The organism is Sphingopyxis sp. BE259 (genome assembly GCF_031457495.1).
Taxonomy (GTDB): domain Bacteria; phylum Pseudomonadota; class Alphaproteobacteria; order Sphingomonadales; family Sphingomonadaceae; genus Sphingopyxis.
Genome location: NZ_JAVDWM010000001.1, coordinates 2,855,601 through 2,873,430, shown reverse-complemented (window position 1 = coordinate 2,873,430; position 17,830 = coordinate 2,855,601). Strand labels below are relative to the sequence as shown.

9 protein-coding genes are annotated in these 17,830 nt (G+C 61.7%); 3 read left to right on the top strand and 6 right to left on the bottom strand.

The genetic code is table 11. The annotated features are described in order from the left end of the window. Positions 1–7: 7 nt before the first annotated feature. From J2X44_RS13790 to J2X44_RS13765, 6 genes are all read right to left on the bottom strand, one after another. Positions 8–2,197: a TonB-dependent receptor gene (locus J2X44_RS13790; protein ID WP_310085122.1), complete on the bottom strand. Its 2,190-nt coding sequence runs from the start codon at positions 2,195–2,197 to the stop codon at positions 8–10. Positions 2,198–2,404: 207 nt separating this feature from the next. Continuing rightward, the gene (locus J2X44_RS13785) at positions 2,405–3,496 is read right to left on the bottom strand and encodes a helix-turn-helix transcriptional regulator (protein ID WP_310085120.1); all 1,092 of its coding nucleotides are present in this window, start codon (positions 3,494–3,496) and stop codon (positions 2,405–2,407) included. A 111-nt stretch (positions 3,497–3,607) separates the two neighbouring features. Next, positions 3,608–4,153 carry a VOC family protein gene (locus J2X44_RS13780; RefSeq protein WP_310085118.1) on the bottom strand — a complete coding sequence of 182 codons (546 nt, stop codon included), beginning with the start codon at positions 4,151–4,153 and terminating at the stop codon, positions 3,608–3,610. Next, positions 4,150–5,775 carry a long-chain fatty acid--CoA ligase gene (locus tag J2X44_RS13775; RefSeq protein ID WP_310087054.1) on the bottom strand — a complete coding sequence of 542 codons (1,626 nt, stop codon included), beginning with the start codon at positions 5,773–5,775 and terminating at the stop codon, positions 4,150–4,152. Before J2X44_RS13775 ends, J2X44_RS13780 begins: the two co-directional genes overlap by 4 nt. Positions 5,776–5,815: 40 nt before the next feature. Continuing rightward, complete coding sequence (locus tag J2X44_RS13770) at positions 5,816–6,604, bottom strand: glucose 1-dehydrogenase (RefSeq protein ID WP_310085115.1); 789 nt, start codon at positions 6,602–6,604, stop codon at positions 5,816–5,818. 28 nt (positions 6,605–6,632) lie between these two features. Beyond that, complete coding sequence (locus J2X44_RS13765; protein ID WP_310085113.1) at positions 6,633–7,562, bottom strand: SDR family oxidoreductase; 930 nt, start codon at positions 7,560–7,562, stop codon at positions 6,633–6,635. Between the two features lie 40 nt (positions 7,563–7,602). Between J2X44_RS13765 and J2X44_RS13760 the strand changes: the two genes are divergently transcribed. From J2X44_RS13760 to J2X44_RS13750, 3 genes are all read left to right on the top strand, one after another. Further along, complete coding sequence (locus J2X44_RS13760) at positions 7,603–8,094, top strand: 2,4'-dihydroxyacetophenone dioxygenase family protein (RefSeq protein ID WP_310085110.1); 492 nt, start codon at positions 7,603–7,605, stop codon at positions 8,092–8,094. A gap of 57 nt (positions 8,095–8,151) precedes the next feature. After that, positions 8,152–9,435: a phenylacetate--CoA ligase PaaK gene (gene paaK, locus J2X44_RS13755; RefSeq protein ID WP_310085107.1), complete on the top strand. Its 1,284-nt coding sequence runs from the start codon at positions 8,152–8,154 to the stop codon at positions 9,433–9,435. 581 nt (positions 9,436–10,016) lie between these two features. After that, positions 10,017–17,570, top strand: a complete 7,554-nt coding sequence (locus tag J2X44_RS13750) for a putative Ig domain-containing protein (protein ID WP_310085104.1) — start codon at positions 10,017–10,019, stop codon at positions 17,568–17,570. The last annotated feature ends 260 nt before the right edge of the window (positions 17,571–17,830 follow it).

Here is a 17,830-nt window from a genome sequence, read left to right as displayed (position 1 = left end):
CCGGTCGTCAGAAATTATAACGTATCTGGCCACCGATCCATCGCGGACGGGCGTAGGTGTTATACGCGCCGCCCAGCGGCGGGCCGGACACGTCAAACGAAAAGGTCTTGCGCGCGACATCGAAGACATTGTCGGCGAACAATGCAATGTCCAGATGGTCGCTCAATGTCTTCAGGCTGATCCGTGCGTTGACCGTCCATTCTCCTGGGATCAGCGTGACTGGCGCATTGGTAAGCTGGGCATAGAACTCATCGCTATAGGAAGCGTCTATACTGATATTCAGACCACCAATCGGAGTTTCGAATTTTTTGGATGCGCCGAGGTTGAGCGTGTAATCCGGTGCTTGTGGGGCATCGCGGCTGACCAGCGTCGCGCCGATCGGCACGTCCTCGACCTTCGTGTCAAGAAGCGCCAGGCCGGCATTGAACCGGAATCCGCCACCGGGGTTCACCGTGACTTCGAAGTCGGCGCCATAAATGGTAGCGCTGGTGTTGAAGAGCGTGAAGTTGAATCCGCGCTGATCGAAAGCCTGATAATCAGAATAGTCGTAATAGAAGGCGGCGCTGTTGAAACGAACGCGGCGGTCGAACAACTCTAACTTTGCTCCGATTTCATAAGCCATCAGATTTTCGCCATCGAATCGAAAACCTGATATCGGCGCCTGCCCAACGAAGCCGGCGTTATAGTTGAATGCCTTGTACCCGCGATTGGCGCTGGCATATAGCAAGACGTCGTCGTTCGGTTTCCAGTTGATCGACAGCCTCCCGGACCAGTCGGTTTCGCCATGTTTGTCGGTCGTCAGGCCATTGGCGGCGAGCGAGCCCGGCGCGATGAATAGCGCGCAAAGCGGCCCGTCACAGGTTTCGAGATAGGTATAATCCTTCTCGTCCCGCGTTACGCGGACGCCAGCGGTGATCGACACCTGTGACGACAGATCATAATCGCCCTGCACAAATCCGGAGAAGGATTCGGTATCGACGCTGTAACTAGCGCGCGGATAGGACGCGAAGGCCGGCAATTCAAAGCCCTGAAAATAATCGCCCCTTATGTTCAGATAGTACAGACCGGCAGTCCAGCGGAAGTCGCCCGTTTCCTTTAGCAGGCGGAGCTCTTGCGTGAAATGCTTGGCCTTGGAGTTCTGCCGGAAAATCCCGATCGGGAAGGGTGAATAATCATTGTCGGCGACATAGACCGAATCCAGGTCCTGATAGCTCGTCAGCGAAGCGAGAGTCAGGTCTCCAAAGGAATAAGCGATCTTGCCCCCAACCGTCCATGTCCGCCGGTCCAGCAAGCCCTCTGCGTCAAACGAACCGGTATAGGGATCGCCATCGGCATCGACGTAGCCGAAGCCTGTCGGCGTGCCGGGCGGCAAAGGGACGCCGAGCCCGTTGGCATCGGGCGCGGCCCCGGTGATCTGCGCGCCGCCCACAACGATAGGCCTGATCCTGTAGATGTCAGCGAACAGGTTGATTTTCAGGTCCGACGTTGGCTCGAACTTCAGCTGCACGCGCCCGGCAATGCTGTGGTCTTCGTTCACATCGGGGCCAATATCATTGCGGATATATCCGCCGTGCTTGTCGCGGAAAAAGGCAATGCGACCCGTAAGATTCTCACCGAGCGGGCCACCAAGAGCCGCCTCGACGCGGAATTGGTCATAACTGGCAATTGTCACATCAACATAGCCATCCAGGCTGTCGGTCGGCTGGTTCGAGATGACATGGATCAAGCCGCCGGTGGCGTTACGCCCAAATAATGTGCCCTGCGGCCCTTTCAGAACTTCGACACGCGAAACATCATAAAGCTGCTGGACGCTGGTCGCGTTAGACGGCTGATAGACCTCATCGATATAATAAGCATTGGCCGGTTCGATATGGCCAGCGAAATCATTCTGGGACACGCCTCGGATCGAGATGAGCCCTGCAACGGGTGAACCGCCAGGATCGGTAAACTGCAATCCGGGTGTAAGGGCGGCCAGGTCGGTTGACGAAGTGATACCCGCTTCGATCAGCCGGTTGCCCGACAGCGCGGTAACCGCGATCGGAATATCTTGAACATTGGCTTCGCGGCGGGTGGCGGTGACGATGATATCGTCCAGCCCGTCGTTTGCGTCGGCAACTGATCCGCCGGGCTCCTCCTGTGCGAACACAACGGTCGGTGCCAGTCCGATGGCCAGCGCGATGATCGCCGCCTTGCTCATATATCGTCCGCCATTGGACATCCATAGTCTCCCTCAAAGGCCAGAGGCGGCGCATGCGCCACTCGCCGGTTATTGTTATAGTGGGGCTATGGTCCCGGGATCGCGGGAGCGAAATAGCGGGAAACACTCATGTCAAGACGAGCTGGTGGCGGTGGTAGCATTAAGCGCAAAGTGCTGCAGAATAGCGAGTAGGCGCGGGACGGGCGATCAAGCGAATTCGAGCAGGCGCGAAATCAACTGGGTGCGGCTTCCGACCGAGGCCTTGCGATAAACGGCGCGCAGATGGTTCTCGACTGTCCGGAAAGAAATACCAAGCTCCCGCGCCAGCGATACATTGCCTTTGCCTTCGGCGATGTGGTGGGCCACTTCGCTTTCGCGCTCGGTAAAGCCAAAGGCCCGGCAGGCGCTGTCCAGTGACAAGCGAAGGGGGGATCCCATGGCCGTCACCAAATAATGCTGGCAATCGTCCCCCGAACGAAATCCCCGAATTTCTATTTCGGAAACCGGAACCGCGCGGTCGTGCGGCATCAAGGCGCGGCTGTCGCCATCGGTGGGTGGATCGCGAAGTAGTAACTCTTTGACGTTGCCGAGTAAATTATCGCTAGAGGGGTGGTCGAGCCCGAACAGTGCCACGCCGGACGCATTGGCGCTGCGAACGACCAAATCTTCGTCCAGGACCAGATAGCCGACCGTGCCTGCCTGGCGACCCGAAATCCCGATCAGCGCGCGGGATATTTCCAACGTCTCGCAGCGAGCAATCGTCTGCAGTGCCGATACCAGTGCCGGCGCGAGCCGTTTGAACCAGGCGACCTGCTCTGGAAGGAAAGGACTTTCGCCATAAGGGCGGTGAAAGCCAAGGCAGTTCAATTGCAGGTCGAAGTCGGTTTCCATCGGGACCGCCAGTGCCATGACGTGACCGATGTCGAAGGGTTTCAAAAAGACTGAAGCATAGAGATCGTCAAACTCAGGCTGTTCGAACGACGTCGAACTGATGCTGCATGACCGGTTGTCCAACTGGCTAAGCGCGTCAATCGCTGGCTGGATTACCGGATCCATACGGTAGAGGCCATCGACATAAGCATCGACTGCATCCGGCCGACCGCCAATATAGCGCGATGCTCCGATGCCATGACGATCATAATGCGAAGAGACGAATTGCAGATATACGCCACTCTCGGCGCCCAGCGCATCGGCGACCGGTTCCAGCACATCGGCGCACATTGTCGCGGGTCCGACGCACGATAAAATTTTCTCATAGATGGACGCGGATGGATCCGCCGCAAAATCGGTGTGCGCCACTACATCTCTCCTGACTCATGATCAGTTTCGGTCTTGCAGCCGAATTCTTTGTCCGAGCGGTCAGTTTATTCGAGAAATTGCGCACGTCAACGCGATTTTGCGTCGATCATTCTACCCCAGTGTACGGATCGGATCGCTCCCGTCCCAATTTTGCGCCGCCTGATGGATCATGTGGAACATTTGTTCGACCTCTGGTGTCATTTCGATGAGCTCGATCATGCCCATCAACGCGGGCGTGGTATCTACATAGGCAGCGCGGCCGCCGACACCGACCTCGGCATCCAGCACCAGCTCTGCGCCCTGGCCGACATGGCGCTGAACCAGCGCGTCATATCCATCGGCGCGAGCGGCGACTGCGTAATGGTGGAACCCCCAACCCGATCGGTGGTACAATTCGCTGTAGGCGCTGGGCTGGTCGTCATTCTGCTGGATCAATTCGTACATCATGCCCCCGGACACGCCGAGGCAAAGGCTCAGGTCACATGTCGTCTCGACACCACGATAGCTCAGGCGACGGAACGGGAAATGTTCGATGACGAACCACGGGCCGATTCCCAGATCGCGCGTAAAGACGGGCATGGAGGCGTGAATGTCCTCCACGATATAAGCCATCTGGATGATTGCGTTGGTCGATTGCCCCCAACTCCAGTCTGTCATGCTGTCTCATCCTTTTCACTCGGTGCTGCGGCGACGTAGATTTCGCGCAGCGCCGTCTTCCTGATTTTGCCCGTCGCCGTAAGCGGCATCGCTGCGACGAATTCGATGCGTTCCGGAATCCACCAGCGTGCGACGCGATTAGCCAGAAATTCCCGGATGGCATCGACGGACAGCGCCTTACCCTCTACGGCTTGGACGATCAGCAGCGGTCGTTCTTCCCAACGCAGGTCCGGAACACCGATAACGGCTGCAATCATGACGTCGGGGTGCGCGACGACGGCGTTTTCCAATTCGATCGAGCTGATCCACTCGCCGCCAGATTTGATGATGTCCTTCGCCCGGTCGGTAATCTGCATATAGCCCAGCGGGTCGATGGTCGCGATATCGCCAGTAGGAAACCAGCCGTCGGCGTCGAGCAACGGCTCATGCTCGCGCCGGTAATAGCCCGATGCGATCCATGGCCCCCGGACCCACAGGGCGCCCGCCGTGGTGCCATCATGCGGCAGCGCCCGGTGGTCCTCGTCGACGATCTTCAATTCGACGCCGAACTGGGCACGGCCTTGCTTGGTCAGCTGGTGGCGCTGCTTTTCCTTTGGCATCGCCTCGACATCGGGCGTTTTGGTTGCAACGACACCCATCGGCGACATCTCGGTCATCCCCCACAGGTGGAGCGTGCGCACACCATGCGCGGCGAGCGCCTCTATCATCGCTGGGCTAACCGCGGAACCGCCAATGGTGGTTCGATCAAGGCTGGGAATGGTTTCGCCGGTCTGCCGAAGATGCTCCAGTACATTGGTCCATATCGTCGGTACGCCGCAGGCAAAGGTTGCACCTTCTTCGTTGATGAGGCCGACGATATTCTGAGCATCATTGCGCGGCCCTGGCATTACCAGTTTCGCCCCCGTCATGGCAGCAAGATAGGGCATGCCCCATGCATTGGCGTGATACATCGGTGCGATGGCGATAATAGTGTCGTCGCAGCCCAGATTCATCGCGCTTTTCTGAGCCGCGGCGAAGGTATGCAACATGGTCGAGCGGTGGCTGTAGAGTACGCCCTTTGGATCGCCTGTTGTTCCGGACGTATAGCAAAGCGCGCTGGCGGCGCGTTCGTCGAACGCTGGCCAGTCGGGGATCGGCAGGTGCTGCGCGGTCCACGCTTCATAATCGACCAGCCTGTCCACCCCTTCGCTTTGTTCGGCACTTGCTTCACCCAGAACGATGACGGCCTCGACCGATGTCGCATAGGGTAATAATCGCCGGACGAGCGGCAGGAAATCCGCATCGACGAACAGGATGCGGTCGGCGCCGTGACGGACAATATAATGAATCTGTTCCTCAAACAGCCGCGGGTTGATCGTGTGCAAGATCGCGCCAATGCCGGAAATGCCAAAGAAGAGTTCGAAATGACGATGAGTGTTCCAAGCGAGCGTGCCGATCCGGTCGCCGGGCTGGATGCCATAGTCCCTTAGCGCGGCGGCGACCTTCATTGCGCGGTCGCGCGCCGATGCATAGGTTATGCGGTGGATTCCGCCCTCGACCGCTCGCGACACAATCTCGCGCCTACCGTGATATTCCGCAGCATAGTCGATGAGCGAGGAGATGAGCAGCGGGCGGTCCTGCATCAAGCCCGGGATGAAGTGTGGTGGTTCGGTCATCATCACTTCAATGCGCCAGGGTGAAACCGCCGTCGCAGGCGATTGCCTGCCCGGTTACATAGCGGGATTCGTCCGACGCGAGGAACAGGACCAGATTGGCAATGTCGACTGGATCCTGAAAACGGCCCATCGGTATCCCCTTTAAAAACTCCGCGGCAAAAGCATCGGCGCTGACGCCGTTGGCACGGCCCATGCGTTCGAACAGTTTGTTGAGCATCGGTGTGCGAACTTGGCCGGGATGCACGGAATTGCAGCGGATGCCTTGCCCTGCCTGTGCGCAGTGTAGCGCCACCGACCGGCTGAGATGCTCGACCGCCGCTTTCGCTGCGCCGTAGGCGGTGATGAAGGGAGTGGGAACCATCGAGGCTACCGACGACATGTTGATGATCGAACCGCCGCCCGATCGCGCGATGGCGCTAATGCCATATTTGCATGCGAGGAACACCCCGGCACCATTGACCTCGAAAATTCGGTTCCAGTCCTCGATCGGGGCGTTTTCGGGATCCTTGGCCACCGCCGGATCACCTTCTATCCCGGCATTGTTAACCAGGATATGCAAGCCGCCAAAGCGCGCCTCAACATCGGCGACCAAGGCCTGCCAGCCCTGTTCAGATGCGACGTCCTGCGTCATGGCGTGGACACCCAAGGCCGCGGCAGCGCTTTCGATCGCACCTCCATTGATATCGGTTATGATGAGCGTCGCGCCTTCTTCGGCAAGTCGTGCTGCAATGGCACGGCCCAAGCCCTGCGCCGCGCCCGTAACCAGAGCGACCTTCCCGTCGATACGTCCCGCCATCGTTTTATCTCCCTATTGCGTCCTTTGATTACCGGAAATGCGCGGACGGTGGTCCGGCCAACTGCGCGCCATCGACAATCAACTGCGACCCACTGACCATCGCGGCCTCGCCAGATGCGGCGAACAGGACCGTATAAGCGACGTCGGCGGGTTTCGCGACGCGGCCCATCGGGACCAGTCGCGCCATTCCGTCAAGCAGCGTGTCCCGATCGCCGCCCGCCGCTTCGACAACCGGATCGAGCATTTCGGTGTCCACATAGGTTGGGTGTACCGATAGGCAACGGATCGGGTAACCGCGCTCCGCACAATATAGCGCGGTTGATTTGGTCAGCGTGGTGACACCGCCCTTACTGGCGCAATAGCCGGCGATGTCGGCAAAACCGACCAAGCCGCCCAGCGAAGACAGGTTGACGATCGCGCCTGCCCCCCCCGACCGCATGATACCGCGAATGCCATGCTTGCATCCCAGCATCGTTCCCGTCAGGTTGACTGCGATCATCTTGTTCCAATCGTCCAGCGTTATGTCTTCGATTGAACCTCCACGACCGATGCCGGCGATGTTGCAGACGATGTCGATCCGGCCAAAATGATCTATGGTCGTGGCGACCAACTGCTCCCAATCATCTTCCTTGCTGACGTCGATCGGGCAAAACAGCGCCGCTACGCCGATCTCTTCGGCAGCTATTTTGGCACCGGCGAAATCGGTGTCAGCGATCATGACCTTCGCACCTTCGGCGGCGAAAAGCTGGGCCGTGGCGCGTCCAATCCCGGACGCGCCGCCGGTGATGATCGCAATTTTGTTTTCCAGTCGGTTCGCCATGACGCTCCGCTCGCTCCTACCCATTTTACGTTCCCAATTTGCGGGCAAGCGGGCCAAATCCCAATGACGAGGAACACTCAGGAGTGATCCGCCCCCGGCCTGAGTGTTCCTCGTCATTGGATGCCGCCCTGCATCCACCTAATTTCCCGACAAATTCAGAAATTCGAGGAGAGCAGGCATGTCGGGCACAGCAGCAATCATCGCGAAGAGCGAGAAGACCGCCGTCGAGGTGACGCATCAACATCGTCCAGCCTTCTTTAATCCGTCCGCACTGCCATGGGCCGACTGGGTGATGGAGGGTACCTGGTTTAAACTGCTGAATATCAACCCGGTCAACGGCGGCTTTTCGATGTTGCTGAAGGTGTCGGCATCCAACGAAGCGCCGATTCACGGCCACTTCGGCGCCGTTGAGGGCTTTCTGCTCGAAGGCGGTTTCAGCTATGATGAGGATCGCGGGCGCGTCGGCGACTATGTGTATGAAGGTGCCGGCATTCGCCATATTCCAAAGACGCACGAAGATGGCATGGTGATGTTTGCGGTCGTCCACGGGCCGCTTGGCGGATACCACGAAGATGGCACGATCGCCGCGGTAGTCGATGCCCGGCTGATGTATGATCTGGCTGTCGCTGCGGGCGCCGCCGACCATATCGAAAAGCCCAGCCACTGGTGAGCCAATGAGCGGAGACGGCATGGTTTGATGCCGTTCGCCTCCTGAAAGGGAACTGCCTTGACGACGCCGGGCCTTCACCAGATCGAATCCGCATCGCGCGACGAACTGGCTGCGCTTCAACTCGAACGCCTGCGTTGGTCGCTGGCTCACGCCTATAGCGGAAATCCCCGCTATCGCGCCAAGTTCGACGCTGCGGGAGCGCATCCCGATGACTTGAAAACGCTTGATGATCTAAGGCATTTTCCTTTCACCACTAAGGCGGATTTACGCGAAGCCTATCCTTTCGGCTTTTTTTCGGTGCCACAGGACCGCCTGGCCCGGATCCACGCATCCTCGGGCACGACGGGCAAGCCGACGGTCGTCGGATACACACGCCGCGATATTGAGACGTGGAGCAACGTGGTGGCGCGGTCGATCTATGCAGCGGGCGGCCGATCCGGCATGAAGGTCCATGTCGCATACGGCTATGGCCTGTTCACTGGCGGACTCGGCGCCCATTATGGCGCGGAGGCGCTCGGATGCACAGTCATTCCGATGTCAGGAGGTCAGACCGAAAAGCAGGTTCAGCTGATTACCGATTTCCGTCCCGATATCATTATGGTGACGCCCAGCTATATGCTCGCGATCCTTGATGAATTCAGCCGTCAGGGAATAGACCCGCGCCAATCGTCGCTTGGCACTGGCATATTTGGTGCAGAACCCTGGACCGAAGCGATGCGGGCGGAAATCGAGGACAGATTTGCGATCGACGCGGTCGATATTTATGGTCTTTCCGAAGTGATGGGGCCGGGCGTTGCGCAGGAATGCGTCGAGACCAAGGACGGCCCGACAATATGGGAGGACCATTTCTATCCCGAAATTATCGATCCGGACACGGGGGCGGTGCTGCCGGAGGGTGAGGAGGGCGAGCTTGTCTTTACATCGCTAACCAAGGAAGCGATGCCGATCATCCGCTATCGCACCCGCGACCTCACTAGCTTGTTGCCCGGTACAGCGCGCGGTATGCGGCGCATGGCAAAGATTACGGGCCGGTCCGACGACATGCTCATTATTCGCGGCGTAAATGTCTTTCCGACCCAGATTGAGGAGCAAATACTCGCTTGCCCGGCACTTTCGCCGCATTTTCAGATCGATATTCGCCGTCCCGACCGGCTGGACCTCGTCACAGTCCAAGTTGAGCAGCGCGAAGGCGCTGCGACGGATGAAGTTCGCCGTGACGCTGGGTTGCTGATGGAGCGGGTCAAAGCGCTGATCGGCATTTCGGTGACTGTAGAACTCTTCGCCGTTGGCACTCTTCCGCGCTCGATGGGTAAAGCGCACCGCGTATTTGATCTGCGGTAATGCGGCGTCCGCAGCGCGTTCTACGCTGTTTGCGGGTCGCTCGGAACAGCTTATCGACTCTCTGTCGCGCAATGCCGGATTCACGGACGTAGTGCCGATCGGAGAGGAGTGAAGGTACCGCCGGACTGTAATCGACGGCTTCCGCGCATTGGCGGTCAAAAGCTGTCAGGCCGCAATCGGCCAAAAGGTACCGACTTGGGAATCGAACCATTCCAACACAAAATCTTACGGGGCGGAAAATGGGCCAAATCGAAAACCAAATCTGCTTATCGATTTTATATCAATATCTTATCCAAAGAGTTCGAGTCCTCTTCTGGCACCATTTTCCTTTTGACATGACTTCCGAAATCCGGCGCCGCCAGCGGCGACCGGGCTGCTGTGTCTGCGGTTTGGCACCCGCCGCGGCGAGAGGGTTTTCGATGCCATCTCTTAACCGCAAAAGTGACATGATTCGATGTGCTTCGGCCCCTTGTTTTATGTGAGCTAGCACATTTCCCTTTCTAGTGATGGGGCATCCCCGCCCTTAGGGTTCGCCGCGGGCGCTTGTGCCATTCGGCGGGCGGCGTGGGGAATGGAATATCATGGAATTGGCGGTTTTGCGCGCGGCGATCGTGCGGTGGATGGCAATCGCGGTGCTGATCGTGTTGGGTGCAACGTTGCCCAATCCGGCGAGCGCGCAGACATCGACGCTGTGTCCGGTTCTTAACGCAACTGTGGCCTATGGCGGAACGGTCAGCATCGATGCCACGGCCTGCCACGCGGGTTTTGGCCTCGGCAACGTGGCGACACCGCCGACGCACGGCACCGCGACGATCGGTCCCTTCGGACCGACGCAGACGATCAACTATTCGCACAATGGCAGCAGCGGAACGACCGACACTTTTGTCGTGCGCGACGGCAATGCGCCGCCCAACAACCTCATCCAGGTCAACATCACGATCACGCCGCCGACGTCGGCGATCGTCGTATCGCCAGCATCATTGCCGGCGCTCACCGCCGGGACACCCTTTTCGCAGGCGTTGACGTCGACCGGCGGCGTCGGATCCTATAGCTATTCGCTCAGCAGCGGGAGCTTGCCGACCGGGTTGACCCTGAGTTCCGGCGGCCTGCTGTCGGGAACTCCGACCCAGCGCGGAACCTATACATTTGCGGTGCGGTCGCAGGATTCGGTGGGTGATTTTGCCGTCAAGGGTTACACCGGAACGGTCGCCAATCCGACCCTCTCGATCACCCCGGCAACGGCGACGGCGGGACAGGGCATCGCCTTTTCGCAGACGCTGACCGCGAATGGCGGCGTTGCTCCGCATAGTTATCTTCTGGAGTCCGGCAGTTTTCCGGCCGGAATCACCCTCTCGTCGACCGGTGTCATCAGCGGCACAACCTCTGCCGCGACTGGTAGCTATCCCGTCACGCTGCGGGTCACCGATGCCAGCACCGGCCCGGGAAGCTATTTCGAGCTGGAGCCATTCACGCTGACCGTTGCGGCGCCCACACTGACGATCGCACCCGCGGCCTTGAACGCGATGACGGTCGGGGATGCATTCAGTCAGACGCTGACCGCGACCGGCGGCGCCGGACCCTATGATTTCACGATCACGTCGGGGGCGCTGCCGACCGGATTGACGCTATCGAACGCCGGTCAGATTTCGGGAACCCCGACGCGGCGCGGCACCTATAGCTTTTCCGTTCGCGTGCAGGATTCGCTCGGGGCTTTTGGCGTCCGTTCCTACACCGGCATTCCGATAAATCCGACGCTCGTTCCGACGCCGCTGTCATTCACGTTCAACCAGAATGCGCCGGTCAACGTTGCGCTGTCGACGACCGGTGGGGTCGCCCCCCACACCTATACGACGCCGGTTGAGCCGTTGCCGGCAGGCCTGTCGCTTTCGACCAGCGGCGTTCTTACCGGAACGCCGACAACACTCGGCAGCTCGACCGTGACGTTGCGGGTCCGCGACGCAAGCACCCCCGGAACCTATTTCCAGACGTTCCCGATGACATTCAACATCGTCAACGTGCCGGGCGTGTCGATTGCGGTATCGCCCGCCAGCGTCGTCGAAGACGGTGGCGCCAATCTGGTCTACACGGTGACGCGCGATGCCGTGAGCGCTAGCCCGCTGACCGTGAACATCGCCGCCACGGGGTCCGCCACTAGCGGTAGCGATTACAGCGGCGGTGTCACTACCGTCACGATCGCAGCCAATGCGGCGAGCGCGACGATCACCATCGATCCGGTCGTCGATACGGCCATCGAAGCCAACGAAACGGTGATCCTGACCGTCGCGGCGGGCGCGGGATATGCCGTCGGCGCTCCCGCGTCGGCCACCGGGACGATCACCAACGACGATTTGCCGACGGCAACGATAGCGGTATCGCCGACCACGGTGGTTGAGGACGGCGCAGGGACGCTGACCTATACGGTCACGCTCGACGCGGCGGCGTTTGTGCCGCTGCCCATCAACTTCAATTTGAGCGGCACGGCGGACAATGGATCGGATTATGCCGCGATCAACTCGCCCGTCATCATCGCCGCGGGTGCGACCAGTCAGACGATCCTTGTCGATCCCAACCCCGACGGCAGCATCGAACCCGACGAGACGGTGATCGTCGAACTGGCATTGGGGGCCGGTTATAACATCGGCGCACCGGCCAGCGCGACCGCGACGATCCAGAACGACGACCTGCCGAGCATCTCGGTCGGTGCGGTCACCCAGGCCGAAGGCAACAGCGGGACGATCGACGCGGTTTTCACTGTGCAGCTGTCCGCCCCGGCCGTGGCCGGCGGCGTGACGTTCGACATTGCGACGTCGAACGGCTCTGCGACGGCGGGTCAGGACTATGTTGCCAAAAGCCAGACCGGAGTCGTCATTCCGGCGGGCGCGAGCTCGGCGACCTTCACGGTGGCGATCAACGGCGATCTGCTCAATGAGGGCGACGAACAATTTTTCGTGACAATTTCCAATGTGGTCGGCGCGTTCGTCAACGGATCACAGGGAACTGGAACGATCACCAATGACGATACGCCGCCGACGCTATCGATCGGCAGTCCTTCGATCGTCGAGGGCAACCTGGGGACGCGGACGCTCAATTTCGTCATCACCCTCGATGCGCCCAGTGGTTTGGGCGTTGAAGTCCGGGTCAACACCGCCAACGGCACCGCCGCGGCGGGCAGCGATTATGTCGCGGTGAACAATGGCGGCTTTACCTTCCAACCGGGCGAAACCAGCAAGACGCTGCCGGTGACGGTCAACAGCGATACGGCGCCCGAACCCGATGAGAATTTCACTGTCGTGCTCAGCGGCGTTACCAATGCCGCGATTGGGACAGGCACCGGCATCGGCACGATCGTCAACGACGATGTGCCGCTTGAGATCCTGCCCGAAACCCTGCCCAACGGCTCGGTCGGAAACTTCTATAGCGCCATCCTGACCACCGATGGCGGCGCCGCGCCTTACAGCTATGCGGTCACCGCGGGGACGCTGCCCGCCGGATTGACCTTCGCTACGAACGGCACCTTGTCGGGCACCCCGGTCGCCGCGGGCAACGCCAATTTCACGATCACCGCAACCGACAGTAGCGGCGCGCCCGGACCTTATTCGGCCAGTCGCGTTTACACCGTGACAATTGCCGCGCCGTTCATCGAACTGACGCCGGTCACGCTGCCCAATGCGACCTTTGGCATATCGTACAGTCAGACGATCACCGCCGACGGATCGATCGCGCCCTACAGCTTTGCCGTGACGTCGGGCAGCTTGCCACCAGGGCTTGCGCTGGCGCCCGATGGCACCCTGTCGGGAACGCCGACGCTGGGCGGCCCGCGGACCTTCACGATTACGGCATCTGACGCGACCGCGGCACCCGGACCCTATAGCGGCGCGCGCGCTTATACGTTGACGGTCGACGTTCCGGCGCTCGTACTGCCTGCGACAACCTTGCCCGATGGTGCCACCGACATTGCCTATTCGGCGCAGATCAATACCGCGACCGGCGGCGTCTCGCCCTACAGCTATGTCGTTACCTCGGGCGAGTTGCCTTATGGCCTGACGATGTCGCCGTCAGGGGCGATTACCGGCACCCCGACGACGGCAAATCTCTTTGGCTTTGTCGTCACCGCTACTGACAGCAATCCGGGCGGCGCCGGGGTTGTCCAGCAAAGCTATTCGATCAATATCGTCAACACCCCGCCTGTGGTCGGTGCGGTCACCGCCAGCGTCGCTTACGGCGCCGGGCTGACCCCGATCCCGCTCAGCATCACCGGCACCGCCAATTCGGTCGCGGTGGTGACGCCGCCGACCAACGGCCGCGCGATCGTCGACCGGATGACGATCAGCTATATTCCCGATACCGGCTTTTCCGGGCCCGACAGCTTTACCTATATCGCCAGCAACAATGGCGCGGCATCCGCGCCGGCCCTGGTCACGATCAGCGTTGCCAACCCGGCGATCACGATCACCGCGGGCGGCCCGCTGACCGCGACGGTCGGCGCCGCTTACCGCGAAACCTTCACCTTCAATGGTGGCACCCAGCCGTTCACCAATTATCAGGTGACCGGCCTGCCCGCCGGGATGCAGGCGGGCAGCAGCGGCGCCAACACCGTCGAAATCATCGGCACGCCGACCAGCGCGGGCAGCTTTGCGCTGACCGTATCGGCGACCGACGCATCGACCGGTGCCGGGCCGTTCAACACCAGCCAGATGTTCACGCTGGTTGTCGCCGGACCGTCGCTGACCATGACCCCGGGGGCGGGGACGCTGACCGCGCCTTATAACGCGCCCTTTACGCAGGCCTTTACCGCCAGCGGCGGGGTCGGGCCGTTCACCTATGCGCTGACCGGCACGTTGCCCGCAGGGCTGAATTTCACCGGCAATAGCATCAGCGGCACGCCGACCGCGCCGGGCAACTATCCGGTGACTATCACTGCGACCGACACCGGTTCGACGGGGGCGGGTTCGCCGTTCACGCTTGCCCAGACTTATACGATCAACGTCCCCCCGCCGATCATCATGATTTCACCGGAAAGCCTGGCGAATGGGACCGTCGGTGCCAGCTACAGCCAGACCGTCACCGCATCGGGCGGAGTCGCGGCCTATGGCTATGCGGTCACCGCAGGCGTGCTGCCACCGGGGCTGACGCTGTCGGGTGGCGGGACCATCGCCGGAACCGCCACTGCGGGCGGCACCTATAATTTCACCCTGACCGCCACCGATGCCAATGCCCAGACCGGCAGCCGCGCCTATGCGCTGACGATCGGCGCCGCGGTGGTGTCGCTGCCGCCGACGACGTTGGCTGGCGGGCAGGTGGGCTTTGCCTATAATGCGTCGCTGAACCCGGCAAGCGGCGGCACCGCACCTTACAGCTACGCGGTGACTGGCGGCGCGCTGCCCGGCGGGCTGACGCTGTCGGCCAGCGGGGTGCTGTCGGGAACGCCGTCCGCCTTTGGTGCCTTCAGTTTCGCGGTCACCGCGACCGACAGCAGCACCGGCAGCGGGCCTTATACGGCGACCCAAAGTTATTCGGTGCAGATCGAACAGCCGGCGCCGATCGCCAATCCGGTGTTGGCGACCGTCGCCTATGGCAGCGCCGCCAACCCGATCACGCTTGCCATCAGCGGCGGTGCGGCGGCGAGCGTGGCGATCGCCACACCGCCCGCCAATGGCGCCGCGGTCGCCAACGGCACCGGTGTGACCTACACGCCCAATGCCGGTTTCGCGGGGAGCGACAGCTTCACCTATACCGCGACCAATGCGGGTGGGACGTCGGCACCGGCGACGGTGACGATCACCGTCGCCAATCCGGCGATCACCATCGCGGCCGACGGCCCGCTCACCGCGACGGCAGGGACAGCCTATAGCCAGACCTTCACCTTCAGCGGCGGCGCGCAGCCTTTCGCGGGCTATCAGGTCGCGAACCTGCCCGCCGGACTGGCGATCAGCGGCAGCAGCGCGAACAGCGTGACCGTGTCGGGCACCCCGACCAGCGCGGGCAGCTTTGCGCTCGCAGTGTCGGGCACCGATGCCTCGACCGGTAACGGCCCGTTCAACACCAGCCAGACCTTCACCTTGACGGTCAATGCTCCGGCGCTGGCGCTGACCCCGGCGACGGGCAGCTTCACCGCCAGTTATACGGCGGCATACAGCCAGGCGATCACCGCCACCGGCGGCGTCGGCCCCTACAGCTATAGCCTGACCGGCAATTTGCCGGCGGGTGTCACGCTCAATCCGTCGACCGGGCTGCTTTCCGGGTCGCCGACGGCATCGGGGACTTTCAGCTTTGCGGTGACCGCGACCGACACCGGATCGACCGGGGCGGGGGCGCCGTTCACGGTGCAGGGCAATTATACCCTGACCGTTGCCGCGCCGCTGGTTTCAGTGACACCGACCAATTTGCCGGTCGCAACCGCGGGCGCCGCCTATTCGGCGACGCTGGCGGCCACGGGCGGCGTCGGACCCTATCGCTTTGCGCTGAGCGGCGGCGCGCTGCCAGCGGGACTCTCGCTGTCGGCGGGCGGCGTCGTCGCGGGGACGCCAACGGCGACGGGTGCCTTTGCCTTCACCGTCAACGTCACCGACGCCAATGGCCAGGCGGGCACCGCCAGCCTGACGCTCAACGTCGCCAATTCGGCGATCACAGTCACCCCGGCGGCGCTGCCTGCAGGGACGCAGGGGGTTGCCTATAGCCAGCGGCTCACCGCCGCGGGGGGCATCGCGCCCTACAGCTTTGCGGTCAGTGCTGGCGCGCTGCCCGCGGGCCTGACGATCAATGCGGCAACCGGGGTCATTGCCGGGACGCCGACCGGATCGGGTGACGCGACCTTTGCGGTCACCGTGACCGACAGCACCGGCGGTACGCCATCGACCGCGACGATCAATTACACACTGCGGATCGTTGCGCGGCCCAATCCGGCTAATGATCCCGAAGTGCGCGGGTTGGTGCAGGCACAGGTCAATTCGGCCCGCCGCTTCGTCGATACCCAGGTCGGCAATTTCAATCGACGGCTGGAAGGGATGCGCCGCGGCGGCGGTAGCGGCGGGTTCAGCAATTCGCTGCGGATCAGCGGGTCGGATCCTTGTATCGACAGCATCACCGCATGGACCAACCCGGTCTGCGCCAATGCGGGCGGCAACGCCGCGGGCGGGGCGAACCGCCAGCCGGGCGGATTTGGCTCCAATCCGTACGGCGGTCCGCTCTCGGGCGGATCGATGGCGGGCGGGCTGCTCGGCGGCGGCGCGATCGGATCGGCGACGGCAGACGGCAGCGCGAACACAGCGGCCAATGCCGACGGAACGGGCGGCAGCGCGCAGGCTCCGCTCACCGTCTGGGCCGGGGGCGCGATCCGCTGGGGCGACCGCGACGAACAGACCGGCCGACCGTCCGAACGCTTTGAATCGGAGGGTGTGACTTTTGGCGCCGACTATCGCTTCAGCCCATCTTTCGCCGCAGGGGTCGGGGTCGGCCTGGGCCGCGAGACGACCGATGTCGGCCGCAACGGGTCGCAGAGCGAGGGCGAAGCCAAGACGCTGGCGATTTACGGCAGTCACCTGCTCGGCGGTGGTCTTTATGTCGATTGGCTGGCGGGGTATCAGTGGCTCGATTTTGACCTGCGCCGCTATGTCACCTTGTCGGGCGCGCTGGTCAATTCGTCGCGCAGTGGGCGCCAATGGTTCGGGTCGGTATCGGCAGGCGCGGACATCGAAAGCGGCGATTGGCGCTTTACCCCCTATGCGCGGATCGACGCGCAGCGTGGCAAGCTCAACGGCTATACCGAAAACAGTGGTTCGGTGTTCGACCTGACCTACCGCGACCAAGACGTGGCGTTCACTTCGATCGGCGCGGGGGCCAAGCTCGACTACCGGATTGCGGTCGAGAACGGCTTTTTCCTGCCGCGCCTGCGGCTGGAATATCAGCGCGACATCGAACGCGACAGCGAGGCGCTGGTGGCCTATTTCGACCAGATCTCGGGGCCGTTCAACGGCGTCCCGCTGACCGGATATGCGCGCAGCCGCCTGTTGATGGGCTTTGGGGTCGAGATGATGATCGGCGATCGGACCGCGGTCGACATCGAATATTCGTATCGCGACAACAGCGGTGCGGGGGCCGATCAGGGCGTGTTGATCAACGTCAAACAGGCGTTCTGACCCCAGCGGGGAATTGCCGCGGTCGATGCCGGACAAAAGGAAGAAGCGGCGGCGCGCGGGGGATCGCGCCGCCGCTTCCCTTTTTGCCATGGCACCAACGCTGGGGAGCCTTGGTCCATTGCCAAGGCGTGGTAGCGGCGGTCGCACAGCCAAGGGAGCGCGGCGCTGACCTAGCTCACCTGTGCGGCAAAATGTCATGGTGCATCGGAATGCTTGCGCGCCCGGCGCATTGACCGTCTATCTCGCGCGCTGCGAGCGGG

Bases quoted from the DNA above. Each gene is read 5' to 3' on its own strand.
- J2X44_RS13780 (WP_310085118.1), bottom strand. From the start codon at position 4,153: ATGACAGACTGGAGTTGGGGGCAATCGACCAACGCAATCATCCAGATG.
- J2X44_RS13770 (WP_310085115.1), bottom strand. From the start codon at position 6,604: ATGGCGGGACGTATCGACGGGAAGGTCGCTCTGGTTACGGGCGCGGCG.
- J2X44_RS13775 (WP_310087054.1), bottom strand. From the start codon at position 5,775: ATGCAGGACCGCCCGCTGCTCATCTCCTCGCTCATCGACTATGCTGCG.
- J2X44_RS13750 (WP_310085104.1), top strand. From the start codon at position 10,017: ATGGAATTGGCGGTTTTGCGCGCGGCGATCGTGCGGTGGATGGCAATC.
- J2X44_RS13760 (WP_310085110.1), top strand. From the start codon at position 7,603: ATGTCGGGCACAGCAGCAATCATCGCGAAGAGCGAGAAGACCGCCGTC.
- J2X44_RS13790 (WP_310085122.1), bottom strand. From the start codon at position 2,197: ATGAGCAAGGCGGCGATCATCGCGCTGGCCATCGGACTGGCACCGACC.